The organism is Streptomyces sp. NPDC012474 (assembly GCF_042955185.1).
In the GTDB taxonomy this organism is placed as follows: domain Bacteria; phylum Actinomycetota; class Actinomycetes; order Streptomycetales; family Streptomycetaceae; genus Streptomyces; species Streptomyces cahuitamycinicus.
The window spans coordinates 5,132-20,013 of record NZ_JBIBEP010000036.1 but is presented as its reverse complement, the minus strand read 5'-3'; the positions used below and the strand labels follow the sequence as shown (position 1 = coordinate 20,013).

13 protein-coding genes are annotated in these 14,882 nt (G+C 70.1%); 5 read left to right on the top strand and 8 right to left on the bottom strand.

Features of this window, described 5'->3' with window-relative positions:
* Position 1: 1 nt before the first annotated feature.
* Genes ACFY9S_RS39655 through ACFY9S_RS39620 form a run of 8 tightly spaced genes read right to left on the bottom strand, consistent with a single transcriptional unit; the run spans position 2 to position 6,813 of the window.
* Positions 2 to 1,495 carry a LutB/LldF family L-lactate oxidation iron-sulfur protein gene (locus ACFY9S_RS39655; RefSeq protein ID WP_391138849.1) on the bottom strand — a complete coding sequence of 498 codons (1,494 nt, stop codon included), beginning with the start codon at positions 1,493 to 1,495 and terminating at the stop codon, positions 2 to 4.
* Positions 1,492 to 2,232: a heterodisulfide reductase-related iron-sulfur binding cluster gene (locus ACFY9S_RS39650; protein ID WP_391138847.1), complete on the bottom strand. Its 741-nt coding sequence runs from the start codon at positions 2,230 to 2,232 to the stop codon at positions 1,492 to 1,494. Before ACFY9S_RS39650 ends, ACFY9S_RS39655 begins: the two co-directional genes overlap by 4 nt.
* On the bottom strand, positions 2,223 to 2,510 hold the full coding sequence (locus ACFY9S_RS39645) for an amidohydrolase family protein (protein ID WP_391138845.1): 288 nt from the start codon (positions 2,508 to 2,510) through the stop codon (positions 2,223 to 2,225). Before ACFY9S_RS39645 ends, ACFY9S_RS39650 begins: the two co-directional genes overlap by 10 nt.
* Entirely contained in the window at positions 2,507 to 2,818 is a 312-nt protein-coding gene (locus ACFY9S_RS39640) for an L-rhamnose mutarotase (protein WP_391138843.1), read from the bottom strand. The genes ACFY9S_RS39645 and ACFY9S_RS39640 overlap by 4 nt, the downstream gene beginning before the upstream one ends.
* Positions 2,815 to 3,843 carry an aldo/keto reductase gene (locus tag ACFY9S_RS39635; protein WP_391138841.1) on the bottom strand — a complete coding sequence of 343 codons (1,029 nt, stop codon included), beginning with the start codon at positions 3,841 to 3,843 and terminating at the stop codon, positions 2,815 to 2,817. The genes ACFY9S_RS39640 and ACFY9S_RS39635 overlap by 4 nt, the downstream gene beginning before the upstream one ends.
* Complete coding sequence (locus ACFY9S_RS39630; RefSeq protein ID WP_391138839.1) at positions 3,840 to 4,613, bottom strand: SDR family oxidoreductase; 774 nt, start codon at positions 4,611 to 4,613, stop codon at positions 3,840 to 3,842. The genes ACFY9S_RS39635 and ACFY9S_RS39630 overlap by 4 nt, the downstream gene beginning before the upstream one ends.
* Positions 4,610 to 5,947, bottom strand: coding sequence for an enolase C-terminal domain-like protein (locus ACFY9S_RS39625; RefSeq protein ID WP_391138837.1), 1,338 nt, complete (start codon positions 5,945 to 5,947; stop codon positions 4,610 to 4,612). The genes ACFY9S_RS39630 and ACFY9S_RS39625 overlap by 4 nt, the downstream gene beginning before the upstream one ends.
* 14 nt (positions 5,948 to 5,961) lie before the next feature.
* Positions 5,962 to 6,813, bottom strand: a complete 852-nt coding sequence (locus ACFY9S_RS39620; RefSeq protein ID WP_391138835.1) for a fumarylacetoacetate hydrolase family protein — start codon at positions 6,811 to 6,813, stop codon at positions 5,962 to 5,964.
* A gap of 853 nt (positions 6,814 to 7,666) precedes the next feature.
* Here ACFY9S_RS39620 and ACFY9S_RS39615 point away from each other — a divergent pair.
* From ACFY9S_RS39615 to ACFY9S_RS39595, 5 genes are all read left to right on the top strand, one after another.
* The gene (locus tag ACFY9S_RS39615; RefSeq protein WP_391138833.1) at positions 7,667 to 8,713 is read left to right on the top strand and encodes a substrate-binding domain-containing protein; all 1,047 of its coding nucleotides are present in this window, start codon (positions 7,667 to 7,669) and stop codon (positions 8,711 to 8,713) included.
* Between the two features lie 144 nt (positions 8,714 to 8,857).
* A complete protein-coding gene (locus ACFY9S_RS39610) occupies positions 8,858 to 10,480 on the top strand; it encodes an ATP-binding cassette domain-containing protein (RefSeq protein WP_391138831.1) in 1,623 nt (540 codons plus the stop codon).
* A gap of 2 nt (positions 10,481 to 10,482) precedes the next feature.
* Entirely contained in the window at positions 10,483 to 11,526 is a 1,044-nt protein-coding gene (locus tag ACFY9S_RS39605; protein ID WP_391138829.1) for an ABC transporter permease, read from the top strand.
* 89 nt (positions 11,527 to 11,615) lie between these two features.
* Complete coding sequence (locus tag ACFY9S_RS39600) at positions 11,616 to 12,368, top strand: FCD domain-containing protein (RefSeq protein WP_391138827.1); 753 nt, start codon at positions 11,616 to 11,618, stop codon at positions 12,366 to 12,368.
* A gap of 396 nt (positions 12,369 to 12,764) precedes the next feature.
* Entirely contained in the window at positions 12,765 to 14,711 is a 1,947-nt protein-coding gene (locus ACFY9S_RS39595; protein ID WP_391138826.1) for an RICIN domain-containing protein, read from the top strand.
* Positions 14,712 to 14,882 lie beyond the last annotated feature (171 nt).

The following is a 14,882-nucleotide window of genomic DNA, read 5'->3' as shown; positions in this document are numbered from 1 at the left end:
GTCATCGCTTCCCCTCCGCCTTCGTACGGATGTCGTCGCTCGTGGGCGTTCTCGTACGGCGCCACCAGGCACGCAGGGACTCGCGGGCCGGAGCCGGGGTGTCCCGAGTGGCGGACCAGCGGGCGAACGGACCGGGCAGGACACCGATCCGGCCGTCACGGGCCACCAGCCGGGACATCCCGGCGGCCAGCCGCTGTACGGCGGCCAGCCGCCGCGGTGAGCCCAGAACGGCACTCAGAGCCTTCATGACGAGTGCCTCGGGGGTGGGGAACAGCCGGTCCCGGCGTTCGGCCTCCACAGCCTCGGCGCGCAGATGGACCAGCACCTCAGGGATGTTGATCTTCACGGGGCAGGCGTCGTAGCAGGCGCCGCACAGGGTCGAGGCGAAAGGAAGCGAGGCCGCGTGCTCGACGCCGACGAGTTGCGGGGTCAGGACGGCGCCGATCGGACCGGGGTAGACGGAACCGTAGGCGTGGCCCCCCGTGCGCTCGTAGACAGGGCAGACATTGAGGCACGCCGAGCAGCGGATGCAGGCGAGGGCCTGGCGGCCCACCTCGTCGGCGAGAGTGGCGGTGCGGCCGTTGTCGAGCAGCACCAGGTGGAAGTTCCGGGGGCCGTCGCCCTCGGTGACGCCGGTCCACAGCGAGGTGTACGGGTTCATCCGCTCGCCGGTCGACGAGCGGGGCAGGAGCTGGAGGAACACGTCCAGGTCGGCGAAGGACGGCAGGACCTTCTCGATGCCCATGACGGTGATCAGGGTCTCCGGCAGGGTGAGGCACATCCGCCCGTTGCCCTCCGACTCCACGACCACGACCGTTCCGGTGTCGGCTGTCGCGAAGTTGGCGCCGGAGACGGCGACCTTGGCCCGCAGGAACCTCTCCCGCAGGTGGAGTCGGGCTGCCTCGGCGAGGTCGCGGGGCTCGGCGGTGAGGCCTTCGGGAGCCGGCGCGCCCCACTCACCCATCTCCCGCTGGAAGATCTCCCGGATCTCGAAGCGATTGCGGTGGATGGCGGGTACCAGGATGTGGGACGGCCGGTCGCCGCCGAGTTGCACGATGAGTTCGGCGAGATCGGTCTCGTAGGCGCGGATGCCCGCGTCCGCGAGCGCCTCGTTGAGGCCGATCTCCTGGGTGGCCATCGACTTGACCTTGACGACCTCGCTCTCGCCGGTCGCCTCCACCAGACGGGTGACGATGCGGTTGGCCTCGGCGGCGTCCGCCGCCCAGTGCACGACTCCGCCCGCGGCCGTGACCGCCTTCTCCAGCCGCAGCAGATGGTGGTCGAGGTGGCGCAGGGTGTGGTGTTTGATCGTTGCGGCCGTCTCCCGCAGTTCCTCCCAGTCCTCCAGTTCGGCGGCGACCGCCAGCCGTCTGTCCCGGATGGTGCCGGTCGCGCGGCGCAGGTTCGCCCGCAGCTGGGGGTCGGCGAGTGCGGTGCGCGCCGCCTCGGGGAAGGCCGGTGTGCCCAGCCATACGACATTGTCAGCACCGCTCATCGCACGTCACCTTCCGTGGAGGCCAGGATCTCGGCCAGGTGCATCGTGCCGACGCCGGTACGGAGCCGGGACAGGCCGCCGCCGATGTGGGTGAGGCAGGAGTTGTCGCCCGCGCACAGGAACTGGGCGCCGGTGTTCTGCACATGGCGCATCTTGTCGGCGAGCATGGCGTTGGACACGTCGGCGTTCTTCAGCGCGAAGGTGCCGCCGAAGCCGCAACAGGACTCGGCCTCGGCAAGTTCGACGAGGTCGATGCCCTTCACCGCGCGCAGCAGTCTGAGCGGCCGGTCGCCGACGCGGAGCATGCGCAGCGAGTGGCAGGTGGGATGGTAGGTGACGCGGTGGGGGAAGTGCGCGCCCACGTCGGTGACGCCGAGGATGTCGATGAGGAGTTCCGACAGCTCGTACACCGTCGTCACCACCTGCTCGACCGACTCGGCGAGGGCGCTGTCGCCGTACTGGGCTGCCACGACGCGGTGGTGGTCGCGCACCATGCCCGCGCAGGACCCGGAGGGGGCGACGACGGCGTCGTAGCCCGCGAAGGTCTCGGCGAACCGGCGGACCATGGGCAGGGTCTCGGGGCGGTAGCCGGTGTTGAAGTGCATCTGACCGCAGCAGGTCTGCCCGGGCGGGAACTCCACGGTGTGTCCGAGGCGTTCCAGCAGTGTGGTCACGGCGCGACCGGTGCGGGGAAACATCGTGTCGTTGAAGCAGGTGATGAAGAGGGCTATGCGCATGGGGTTTCCTGAGGCGGGGCCGGCCGTGGGGTGACGGACAGGTCGTAGGTCCGCACGGCCGTGCCGGTGAAGACGTCGTGACGCTCGGCCGGGCCGAGACCGGCCGTCAGCTCGTGTGTGACGGCCATCACTTCGGCGTACGTGGTGGTGAGCCGGCATACGGGCCAGTCGGAGCCGAACACCAGCCGCCCGTCGATCCGGTCCCGGCCGCGGACGGACAGGTCCCACACATGGTGGTGGGTGTCCACGAAGCCGGGCCCGGTCTCCGCTGCGGTCACAGTTCCCACACCACCGGCAGCGAGGCGTCCGCGCCCTCGGCGGAATAGTCGTGGACGACGTCGAGCAGGTCGGCCATCCGGGCCTGCCAGGCGATGTTGACGGGCAGCTTGTCGAGTTCGGCGATCATTGCCCGGTAGTCCTCGACCTCCAGCAGGTGGAACAGGTCCGTGCCGCTGCGCCAGATGGTCCATTCCCTCGCCCCCGCGGCGCGGATGGCGGCGGTGAGTTCCTCGGGCACCTCCCGGTGCGCGGCCTCGTACTCCTCGATGCGGTCGGCGCGGACCTTGGTGTGCAGGGCGACCTTCATGACGGCTCCTTCGACGGCATGGCTTCCCCGCTCGGCGCGGCCGCGGGGACAGGGGTGTCCGGATCCAGCAGGCCCTCGGCGCGCAGCTCGTCCCACAGGGTGTCCGGAATCGGGCGCCGCAGTTGCTCCACCGTGTCGCGTACCTCCTGGGGGGAGCGCGCCCCGGTCAGGACGCTCGCGACCGCGGAATGGCCGAACGGGAAGCGCAGCGCGGCGGCACGCAGCGGCACGCCGTGGCGTTCGCAGACCGCGAGGAGCCGTAGCGCCCGGTCGAGGACCGGCTGCGAAGCGGGTGCGTAGTCGTATGTGGCTCCGGGGCGGGGGGCCGTCAGCAGCCCGGAGTTGAACACCCCGCCGATGACGACACTCCGGTCACGAGCGGCTGCCTCCGGGAGCAGCTCGGCGAGCGAGTCCTGTTCCAGGAGGGTGTAGCGGCCGGCCAGCAGCACCACGTCGATGTCTGTCTCACGCAGGAACCTGGCGGGCAGGGCGGACTGGTTCATGCCGACGCCGATCGCTCCGACCACGCCTTCGGCGCGCAGTCGCTCCAGCGCCGGGTACGCCTCGTGCAACGCCTGGTCGGCGTGGTCGTCGGGGTCGTGCAGCAGGGCCACGTCGACGCGGTCGAGGCCGAGACGTTCCAGGCTGGCCTCCAGGGAGCGCAGCACTCCGTCGGCGCTGAAGTCCCAGACCCTACGGTGGCCGGCGGGGACGGCGAAGCCGTGGGCGAGGTCGTCGCCGGCGCCGCCCTCCGGGTCCGGGACGAGAAGCCGGCCCACCTTGGTGGAGAGGGTGTAGGTGTCACGGGGGCGGTCGCGCAGCGCGGCGCCGAGCCGCCGTTCCGACAGGCCGAGACCGTAGTGGGGCGCGGTGTCGAAGGTGCGGACACCGGCGTCCCAGGCCGCCTCCACGATGGCGTGGGCGGCCTCGTCGGTGACAGGGTGGAAGAGGTTGCCGAGGGCGGCACAGCCCAGCGCCAGTGCCGAGACCGGTACCGCGCTGCCGCCGAGCGTGGTGGTCCTCACGACCGGTCCACCGGGCGCAGCCGCAGTCCCTGCATGCCGCCGTCCACCGCGAGCGCGGTGCCGGTGACGGACGCCGCGGCCGGACTGGCCAGGTAGACGATGGCGGCGGCGACCTCGTCGGCGGTGACCAGGCGTCCCAGGGGCTGGCGGGCGTTGAGGGCCGCGCGCTCCGCCTCGGGATCGTCGACCGCGTCCAGCAGCCGGGAGACCCATGGTGTGTCGGCGGTGCCGGGGTTGACGCAGTTGACGCGGATGCCCTCGCGGACGTGGTCGGCGGCCATGGCGAGGGTCAGCGAGAGGACGGCGCCCTTGCTGGCGGAGTACAGGGCGCGCTGCGGCAGTCCGGCGGTGGCGGCGATGGAGCACGTGTTGACCACGGCCGCGGTGCCCGGACGGGCAGTGGCAGCGCGGCGCAGGTGGGGCAGGGCGGCGCGCGTGGTGCGCACCATGCCGAGGACGTTGACGTCCAGGACCCGGTGCCACTCTTCGTCCGGGTTGTCCTCGACGGTGCCCACCGCGCCGATGCCGGCGTTGTTCACGAGGATGTCCAGCCCGCCGAGCCGCTCAGCGGCCAGATCCACGGCGGCGCGCACGCTGACGCCGTCGCTGACGTCGGCCTGGAGGCCGAGCAGCGGTTCGCTGACGCCGCCCGGATCGAGGTCGAGCACGGCGACCGCCGCGCCCTGCGCGGCCAGTGCGCGGGCCGCGGCGAGTCCGATGCCGGACGCGCCCCCGGTGACGACGGCCCTGAACCCTGTCAGACCGGTCATGCCGCCTCCTCCCGTCCGGCGAGGTCGGCCGCCCAGAAGGTGCCGTCCGGGTAACGGTATGCGGCGAGGGACCCGGGGTGCATGGTGGCGGAGAAACCCGGGGTCAGCGGCGCGGTGTAGTGACCGTCGCGTATCACCACGGGCGCGGTGAAGTGCTCGTGGAGGTGGTCGACGAACTCGATGACGCGGTTCTCGGTCGTGCCGGACAGCGCCAGGTAGTCGAACATCGACAGATGTTGCACCAGTTCGCACAGGCCTACTCCGCCGGCGTGCGGGCACACCGGCACCTTGAACTTCGCGGCGAGCAGGAGGATCGCGAGGTTCTCGTTGACGCCGCCGACACGTGCCGCGTCGATCTGCAGGACGTCGATGGCGCCGACCTGGAGGAGCTGCTTGAAGACGATGCGGTTCTGGACGTGTTCGCCGGTGGCGACCTTCACCGGGGCGACGCCCCGGCGGACGGCGGCGTGGCCGAGGACGTCGTCGGGGCTGGTGGGTTCCTCGATCCAGTACGGATCGAACTCGGCGAGCGCGTTGGTCCACTCGACCGCCTCGTCGATGTTCCAGCGCTGGTTGGCGTCGATGGCGATGCGGATGTCCTCACCGACGGCGGCGCGGGCGGTGCGCATACGGCGGACGTCGTCGTCGAGGTCGGCGCCGACCTTGAGCTTGATCTGGGTGAAGCCGTCGGCGACGGCCTGCTTGGCGAGCAGGGTGAGTTTCTCGTCGGAGTAGCCGAGCCAGCCCGGTGAGGTGGTGTAGCCGGGGTAGCCGCGCTCCAGCAGGTCGGCCTCGCGCTCCGCGAGCCCGGTGCGACCCTCGTGCAGCAGGCGGAGGGCGTCCTCGGGGGTGAGGGCGTCGGTGATGTAGCGGAAGTCGACCTGGGAGACCAGCCACTCGGGGTCGGCGTGGGCGAGCAGCCGCCACAGGGGCTGCCCGGCGCGCTTGGCGGTCAGGTCCCACACGGCGTTGATGACGGCGCCGATGGCCATGTGCATCACGCCCTTCTCGGGGCCGAGCCAGCGCAGCTGGCTGTCCCCGATCAGGTCGCGGTTGACCGAGCCCGGGTCGGCGCACAGCTCCTCCACCGAGCGGCCCACGAGGTGGGGCCGCAGGGCTCCGATGGCGGCGACCTGGACGTCGTTGCCGCGGCCGATGGTGAAGGTGAAGCCGTGGCCCTCGTGTCCGTCGCCGGCGTCGGTGCGCAGCACGACATAGGCGGCGGAGTAGTCGGGATCCGGGTTCATGGCGTCCGACCCGTCCAGTTCCCGCGAGGTGGCGAACCGGATGTCATAGGTGTCGACCGCTGTGATCCGGGCGGGGGTTGTAGTCACGGTGGTGCTGCCTTTCACGCTTGGGCGAAGGTCTGGCGCTGGCTGCCGAGGCCGTCGACACGGAGTTCGACGGTGTTGCCGGGGCGGAGGTACGGGGTGCCGGGCAGGCCCAGGGCGACGCCCGCGGGTGTACCGGTGTTGATCACGTCACCGGGCTCGAGGACCATGTGCCGGCTGAGGTACGACACGATGTGGTCGACCGGGAAGATCATGTCGCGGGTGTGGCCGTCCTGCCGCTTCACACCGTTGACGCTCAGGTGCAGGCCGAGGTTCTGTGGGTCACCGACCTCGTCGGCGGTGACCAGCCAGGGGCCGAGCGGGTTGAAGGTCTCGCAGGACTTGCCCAGGTCCCACTGGGAGGAGTACTCCAGCTGGAATTCACGCTCGGAGACGTCATGGCTGACCGCATAGCCCGCGATCACGGCCCGCGCGGCGTCGGGGCCGTCGAGGTAGCGGGCCCGTCGTCCGATGACGACCGCCAGCTCGACCTCCCAGTCGGTCTTGACCGAGCCCCGCGGGATCAGCACCTCGTCGTAGGGGCCCACGACCGTGCCCGGGTCCTTCATGAAGACCACCGGGCGGGGCGGGATCGCGGCACCGGTCTCGGCGGCGTGGTCGCGGTAGTTCAGCCCGACACAGATGATCTTGCCGGGGCGGGCGACGGGGGCACCGATCCGCAGGCCGTCGGCGTCGAGCTCTGGCAGTCCGCCCTCCGTGACGGCCGCGCGGGCCCGCTCCACTCCCCCGGAGGCGAGGAAGTCGCCGTCGATTTCCGAGGCCACCGAGGACAGGTCCAGCAGCCGGCCGTCGTCGGTGCGGACCGCGGGTCGCTCCTCGCCGGGGGCACCGACTCGTAGCAGTTTCACTGGGGCTCTCCCTTGCCGTGCGCGTTTCGTCTGAGTTGTGGTCGGCCCCGGAGCTGGGCCGCCTGCGGTGCGCCGGGCCGAGACTGCAGACGGGCTTCCCTCAGCCGCCCCTGAAGTCATCGGATGAATGGCGGCACAGCGAGACTAGATGCGGAGTTCGCACCTGGCAATGGATTCCTCGGATGTATTGCCCATCGCCCTTACCGGCCAAGGGCGCACGGAGGTAACTCTCCCCTGGTCGGGCGTAACCATGGTGTCTGCATGGGATCTGCCATCCGATGAATCGGAGGAGGGGCCACAAGGTCATCTCCACTGGTGAGAGCCTCGGTAACAGGCGTACCACTGGCCCGCTCACAGCGCGGGACAGCCCGTCCGGGCGCCCGCACGCTCCCTTCGCCGCCGGCCCAGGCGGCTCCGTTGTCGAATTGTGAGCTGCCGCGGCGCATCACCGGCCACCAGGACTCCGCAGCTCGCAAGGGGTATCGGCACAGGGCCCCGCGGTCGGGCCAGCGTCTCGGCGCCCTGCGGCGCGACGTCCCGCAAGTCTCTGGCCGCGAACCCTTGTCAACGTCGGCAACGTCGTCGTAACGTCCTCGCTGTCCGGGATACATCGGAGGAATGGCCGCATCATCCAGTGCGCCCGTTCGTTCGGTCGCATCCGTGTGGTCGCTCCGCCTCCGCCTCCTCGGAGCCCGGCTGACCCTCACACCCCACCCTCAGGGCACGATCCGCGCATTTTCCGCGCCGGATCGGCAGGTGCCCGTCCGGCGACCTCGCCCCTCCCCGCAGGCAGGTACGCCCTCCCACCGTCGCCCTGCGGCCCCGCGCCCCTGGCTTAGGAGAGAACACGGCCATGAAGCTCGCTCGAACCCGCTCCACCGCCGCAGCCACCGCCGTCCTCGCGGTACTGGCCCTCGCCACCGCGTGCAACCGCGAAGGCACCGACTCGGTCGCCTCGGGCGGTGACAAGCCCGCCATCGGGATCGACCTGCCGCGCTCCGACTCCGACTTCTGGAACTCCTACGCCGAGTACATCAAGAAGGGCGTCAAGTCCGAAGGCGTCGACGCGCTGCCGATCAGCAACTCGCAGAACGACGTCACCAAGCTGGTCGCCAACGTGCAGGTGTTCCAGAACACGGGCGCCAAGGCCGTGGTCATGGCCCCGCAGGACACCGGGGCCATCGCCTCCACACTCGACGCTCTCGCGTCGAAGAAGATCCCTGTGATCAGCGTCGACACCCGCCCTGACAAGGGCGACGTCTACATGGTCGTGCGCGCCGACAATCGGGCCTACGGCACCAAGGCGTGTGAGTTCCTCGGCGAGCAGATGGGCGGCAAGGGCAAGGTCGCCGAGTTGCAGGGCGCCCTGGACTCGATCAACGGGCGGGACCGCTCCGAGGCGTTCGCCTCCTGCATGAAGGAGAAGTTCCCGAAGATCAAGGTCTTCGAGCTGCCCACCGACTGGAAGGGCGATGTCGCCTCCGCCAAGCTGCAGAGCCTGCTCGCCCAGCACCCCGACCTGAACGGCATCTACATGCAGGCCGGCGGGGTCTTCCTCCAGCCGACCCTCGCCCTCCTCGAGCAGAAGGGCCTGCTCAAGCCCGCCGGGGAGAAGGGGCACATCTCGATCGTCTCCAACGACGGCATCCCGCAGGAGTTCGACGCCATCCGCAAGGGCCAGATCGACGCCACCATCTCCCAGCCCGCCGACCTCTACGCCAAGTATGCGCTGTACTACGCCAAGGCCGCGGCCGAGGGCAAGACCTTCGAGCCGGGCAAGACCGACCACGACTCCACCATCGTCAAGCTCGACAACGGCCTCGAGGACCAGCTGCCCGCCCCGCTGGTCACCAAGGACAACGTCGACGACAAGACCCTGTGGGGCAACAACGTCGGCTGACGACCGGCACGGCCGATCACCGGCACTTCCGCCCGCCGCGTCGGGGGGACGCGCAGCCCTCGTCCCCCGGGCGCACGCCCCGCCGGCGCGGACATCCTCCCGCGCCCCGGCTCCAGCCTCCGCACACGAAGGACGGTATCCACCATGGCGGACACCGCGACCGGCCCGGCGACCGGCCCCGGCACTCCGGCCCCTGTCGCCGACGCGACCGGCATCAGCAAACGATTCGGCGCGACGGTCGCGCTGCGCGACGCCCGTATCACCGTCGCCCCCGGCGAGGCGCACGCCCTGGTCGGACGCAACGGCGCCGGCAAGTCGACGCTCGTGTCCGTCCTCACCGGCCTGCAGCAGCCCGACTCCGGCACCCTGCGCTTCTCCGGCGCGCCGGCGCCCGCCCTCGGCGACATCGACGCCTGGCGCTCGCGTGTGGCCTGCGTCTATCAGCACTCCACTGTCATCGGTGACCTGACCGTCGCCGAGAACCTCTTCCTGAACCGCCAGAGCGCCGGGGTGGTGCAGCCCATCCGCTGGAAGCAACTGCGCCGACGTGCCGAGGAGTTGCTCGGCGAGTACGGCGTGGCCGTCGACCCGGCCGCGCGGGCCAGGGAGCTCACGGTCGAGCAGCGGCAGTTCATCGAGATCGCACGGGCGCTGTCGTTCGGCGCCCGTTTCATCATCCTCGACGAGCCGACCGCGAAGCTCGACGCCCGCGGCATCAACCGGCTGTTCGACAAGCTCCGCGATCTCCAGCGGCAGGGCGTCGCCTTCCTCTTCATCTCCCACCATCTGCAAGAGGTCTACGACCTGTGCACCACGGTCACCGTCTACCGCGACGCGGCCCACATCCTGACCGCGCCCGTCGCCGAACTCGGCCACCGGGCACTGGTGGAGGCCATGACCGGTGAATCGGCCTCCACCGTCACCGCCCCCGCCGGCGGGCCCATGGCGTCGCGGTCCGGCTCCGCGGAACTGCTGGCGATCAGTGGTCTGACACTGACCGGCGTCTGCGAGGACGTCTCCCTCTCGGTCCGCTCCGGCGAGGTCGTCGGGCTCGCCGGCGCCACCGCCAGCGGCAACGTGCAGGTGGGTGAGGCGATCGCCGGTCTGCACCGCGCGGACGAGGGCCGAATCACGGTCGGCGGCAGATCCGTGCGCACCGGCAGTGTGCCGTCCGCGCTCGCCGTCGGAGTCGGTCTGGTCCCCGAGGACCGCCACCTCCAGGGACTGGTGACCAACCGCAGTGTGGCGGAGAACGCGACGCTCACCGTCACAGACCAGCTCGGTCCGTTCGGCACGGTGCTGCCCGCCCGCACCAAGGCGTTCGCCGGACGCATGATCCGGGATCTCGACATCAAGACCCCGGGAGCCGCCACCCCGGTCTCCGCCCTCTCGGGCGGCAACCAGCAGAAGGTCGTCGTCGCTCGTGCCCTGGCCACCGATCCGCACGTCCTGGTGGCCATCCGCCCCACCAACGGGGTGGACGTCAAGTCCAAGGAGTTCCTCCTGGGCCGCATCCGGCAGGTCGCGGACGGCGGCAAGGCCGCGCTGATCGTCTCCGACGAACTGGACGACCTGAAGGTCTGTGACCGGGTCGTCGTCATGTTCCACGGGCGCCTGGTCGCCGAGTTCGACCGCGGCTGGAAGGACGATGCCCTCGTCGCCGCCATCGAGGGCGTCACCGGCGACACGGTCCCGGCCACCGCGTCCCCCGCATCCGCCGCATCCGCCGCGTCCCCCGCATCCGCCGCAGACGAGCACGGAAGGTAGTCATGTCCGCCACCACAGATCTCACCGAGCCCGCAGTGAGCACGGCTGAGCCGGCCGCCGCGGACGCCAAGCGCCGCCGGGTCGACCTCGGGCGCTTCCGGGACCTGTCCCTGGTCCCGGCGATCTTCGTCCTGGGCGTGATCGGCTTCATCGTCTCGCCGGCCTTCCTGACCGCCGACAACCTCATCGGCGTGGCCCAGCAGTCCACCGAGCTCAGCCTGCTGGTCCTGGCCACCGCACTGATCCTGATCTGCGGCCGGATGGACCTGTCCCTGGAGTCCACCATCGGCGTGGCACCCGTCATCGCCGTCTGGCTGGTCCTGCCGACCAGCGGAGCCCGGTTCACGGGGCTTGGGCTGCTGCCGGAGTGGACGGCCGTACCGCTCTGTCTGCTGGTGGGTGTGGTGATCGGGGCCGTCAACGGCTTCCTGATCCTCAAGCTGCGTCTCAACGGCTTCATCGTCACCCTCGGCATGCTGACCATGCTGCGGGGTCTTCAGGTCGCCCTCTCCGAGGGCCAGTCCATCGTGGAACTGCCGTCCTCCTTCACCTACCTGGGCAAGTCGTCGTGGCTGGGGATCCCCGCCGCGATCTGGATCTGCGTGGTGCTGTTCGCCCTCGGTGGCAGCGCGCTGGCCTGGCTGCGGCACGGGCGGGCGCTCTACGCGATCGGCGGCAACCCTGAGGCGGCCCGCACCGCCGGCATCCGCGTCGACCGCATCGTGTGGATCGTCCTCATCCTCGGCAGCGTCCTCGCCGCGTTCGCCGGCATCCTCTACAGCGGCCACTACGGCTCCATCTCCGCCACCCAGGGCAGCGGCTGGATCTTCCAGGTCTTCGCCGCGACCGTCATCGGCGGAGTCAGCCTCAACGGCGGCAAGGGCTCGATCTTCGGCGCGCTCACCGGTGTCCTGACGCTCCAACTCGTCGTGAACGTCATGACGCTGGCAGGTGTACCACCACTGTGGAACCAGTTCCTCAACGGCGCGATCATCATCGTCGCCCTGATCATCTCCCGCTTCGCCTCCGGCGAGAAGCAGGAATAGATCCGACCCGCAAACGGCCCCGCCGGCCAGGAGCCGGACCCGGCGGAGCTCTTTGGGCCGGCGCATCCCCGACTCAGAGAGGCACCCTCGTGGCACTGACAGACGAGGCGATCGACAAGATCAAAGCGATGATCGTGGCCGGCGAACTCGAGCCCGGCTCCCGGCTGCCCAAGGAGGAAGTCCTCGCCGGACAGCTCGGCCTGTCCCGGAACTCCCTGCGCGAGGCCGTCCGGGCGCTGACCGCCATGCGGATCCTGATCACCCGGCAGGGCGACGGCACGTACGTCTCCAGCCTTGAGCCCCATCTCCTGCTGGAGAGCCTCTCCTTCGCCGCCGACGTCTCGCAGGGCCACACCGCTTTGCAGTTGCTCCAGGTACGACGACTGCTCGAACCGCAGGCGACCGGACTGGCCACCGCTCTGCTGAAGCGAGAGGACCTCCAGGAACTGCGCAACATCCTCGACCGGTCCCGGGCCGTCACCACCGCTGAGGAGTTCGTCGCCCACGACATCGCCTTCCACCTCAGGATCGTCGAAGCCGTCGGCAACCCCGTGCTGTCGATGCTGCTGCGGGTGCTCTCCACCCGCACACAGCGAGTCCGCATCGTCCGCGGCAGCCAGACCAGTCACGCCCTGAACAACGCCCACCAGGACCACGAGCAGATCCTCAGCGCACTTCAGTCACGCGACGCCCTGCTCGCCACCTCCGCGGCGGCCGTCCACATCGCGGCCGTGGAGCAGTGGCTGGCCACCAGTCTGACCGATGCCCCGATACGACGATCGACGACTGACAGCGAGGATTGGCATGGCACCGCTCGGGAGTATGACCCTGCGACTGGCTGACGCTTCGGCTGTCCTTTCGGAAGTCGCCGGCCTGCGGAGCGGTGCCGCGGGAAGAGCCGGTGCGACACCGCGCGAGCCACGCCGCGCCGTTGCGGTGGCGGGGCGGTCGAGTTGCGCACCACGAGCCGGGATCTCGGCCCGCTCGTCGCCTGGAATGTCCTGGCCCTGCCCTGCTCATTCACCGCTCGGTGCGGAGCCGATCGCGCCTCCCGCGACAGCCCGGCCACCAACTTCGGGCGGGCACCTTCCGCTTGGCACCCGCTCGGCCGGCAGGTTCCGGCGGAGCACCGTTTCACAGCCGGTTTGACCATCCGTGCGTGCCCCAGGCGCCCAGCCCGTCGACTGCCATCTGGGACGTCGTCACTGAAATCATCCACCGATACACAGGAGTGGGCCATGTCCTCATCAAGAATGTCTCGCCGTACGTTTCTCGGCGCGGCGGGTGCGGCGACCGCCGCGACCGCCCTGCCGATCGTCCCCGGCTTCTCCGGCCTTCTGTCGCAGGCGGCCGCCGCTGACACGCAGACCAACCTGAGCAAGATGGTCGACATGCGGTTCGGCATGTTCAACCACTTCAGCCTGGGCACGTTCACCAACCAGGAGTGGGCCGAACCCAACCAGAGCCCCACCCTCTTCGCTCCCCCGAGCGTCAACTGCGCGCAGTGGGCCGACGCGGCGGCTGCCGCGAAGATGAGTTACGGCATCCTGACCACCAAGCACCATGACGGCTTCGCCCTGTGGCCGAGCGCCTATGGCACGCAGAACGTCGCGAACAGCTCCTACAAGCAGGACGTGGTGCGGGCGTACTGTGACGCGTTCCGGGCGAAGGGGCTGAAGGTCGGGTTCTACTACTCGATCTGGGACCGTACCTTCGGCGTCGAGGCCTGGGAGAGCCGGCACAAGGTGAGCGGCCTCGACATCACCGATGCCATCCAGCCCGGCGACATGACCTTCATGCTCGGTCAGATTCGCGAGCTGCTCACCAACTACGGCACCATCGACATGTTCATGACCGATGGTTACGCATGGCAGATGGGGCAGCAGGCCGTCTCCTACCAGCGGATCCGTGCACTGGTGAAGGAGCTGCAGCCGGACTGCGTCATGATCGACATCGGTGGGCTGGTGGAGCCCTTCCTCAGCGACGCGATCTTCTTCGAGGAGCCGCTGGGCATCACGGCGCCGACGGGCAACACCTACGCCGGAATGCAGGGACAGACCATCAGCAACGGCTGGTTCTGGCACCCCTCCACCCCCACCGAGGGCCTCATGAGCAAGGCCGCGATCCTGTCGCACCTGGCCGACCTGGAACCGAAGTACACCTCCTTCATCCTCAACTGCCCGCCCAACCGCAACGGCCTGCTCGACACCAACGTCGTCAACCGGCTCGCCGAAGTGGGCGCCGCCTGGAGCCCGGACACCTCCCGGCCACCGCTGCCCACCCAGCCACTGCGCGCCGAACACCCCGTCACACCGGTCAACGCGTACGCCACCGCCTTCCGCACCGGCGAGGGACCGCTCCACGCCATCGACGGACTCAGCGACGTCCGCTACGAAACCTGCTGGTCCACCTGGAGCCTGCCGCTGCCGCAGTCCATCACCATCGACCTGGGCGGGGTGTGGAGCAACGTCTCCACCCTGGAGTACCTGCCCAAGCAGTGGAACCGCACCAACTCCACCGACGGCGACATCACCTCGTACACCATCCTGACCAGCACCGACGGCGTCACCTTCACCCAGGTCGCCACCGGCACCTGGGCCGGCAACGGCAAGTACAAGCTGGTCGAGTGGCCCAACCGGAACGTGGGCTTCGTACGGATCCAGGTCAACGCGGCCACCGGCGACTACGCCAACATCAGCGGCCTCCGGATCGGCGGCCGCTCGGTCAAGCCCTCGCTGCTGTCCACCACACTGCCCGGCAACAGCACCGTCTACCGGCTGGTCGCCCGGCACAGCGGCAAGGTCGCCGACGTGGAGGGCGCGCGCACCACCAACGGCACCAACGTCCATCAGTGGCCATGGCTCAACCGGGCGAACCAGAAGTGGACCTTCACCAACACCGGCGACGGCTACTACACGATCAAGGGTGTGGGCAGCGGCAAGCTCCTGGAGGTCGCTGGTCTCTCTCGCGCGGACGGCGGCAACGTAGGCATCTGGGCAGACGCCAAGGCCCCCCAGCAGCACTGGGCCGTCACACCCACCGGTGACGGGAACTACTTCCTCATCAACCGCTACAGCGGGCTTGCCCTCGGCGTCGACGAGGGCAGCACCGCCGACGGAGCCAACGTCGAGCAGCAGCCGTACGCGTCACAGGCGCGGCAGCAATGGCAGATCGTCCCCTCCTGACCTGCCGCTGTCCGGGGCCAGCTGTTGTGGAGCAGCGGCGACGGTCCCCCGCGGGGGGGGGGGGGGGGGGGGCCCCCCGCCCCCCCGGGGGGGGGGGGGGCCCGGGCCCCCCCCCCCCGGGGGCTCGCACGGGGTGGGGCCCCCCCCCGAGGGCCCCCCCCTGCCGGGCGC

Coding starts and splice junctions, on each gene's coding strand:
- ACFY9S_RS39615 (WP_391138833.1), top strand. CDS start 7,667: ATGAAGCTCGCTCGAACCCGCTCCACCGCCGCAGCCACCGCCGTCCTC.
- ACFY9S_RS39595 (WP_391138826.1), top strand. CDS start 12,765: ATGTCCTCATCAAGAATGTCTCGCCGTACGTTTCTCGGCGCGGCGGGT.
- ACFY9S_RS39605 (WP_391138829.1), top strand. CDS start 10,483: ATGTCCGCCACCACAGATCTCACCGAGCCCGCAGTGAGCACGGCTGAG.
- ACFY9S_RS39650 (WP_391138847.1), bottom strand. CDS start 2,232: ATGCGCATAGCCCTCTTCATCACCTGCTTCAACGACACGATGTTTCCC.
- ACFY9S_RS39630 (WP_391138839.1), bottom strand. CDS start 4,613: ATGACCGGTCTGACAGGGTTCAGGGCCGTCGTCACCGGGGGCGCGTCC.
- ACFY9S_RS39640 (WP_391138843.1), bottom strand. CDS start 2,818: ATGAAGGTCGCCCTGCACACCAAGGTCCGCGCCGACCGCATCGAGGAG.
- ACFY9S_RS39655 (WP_391138849.1), bottom strand. CDS start 1,495: ATGAGCGGTGCTGACAATGTCGTATGGCTGGGCACACCGGCCTTCCCC.
- ACFY9S_RS39610 (WP_391138831.1), top strand. CDS start 8,858: ATGGCGGACACCGCGACCGGCCCGGCGACCGGCCCCGGCACTCCGGCC.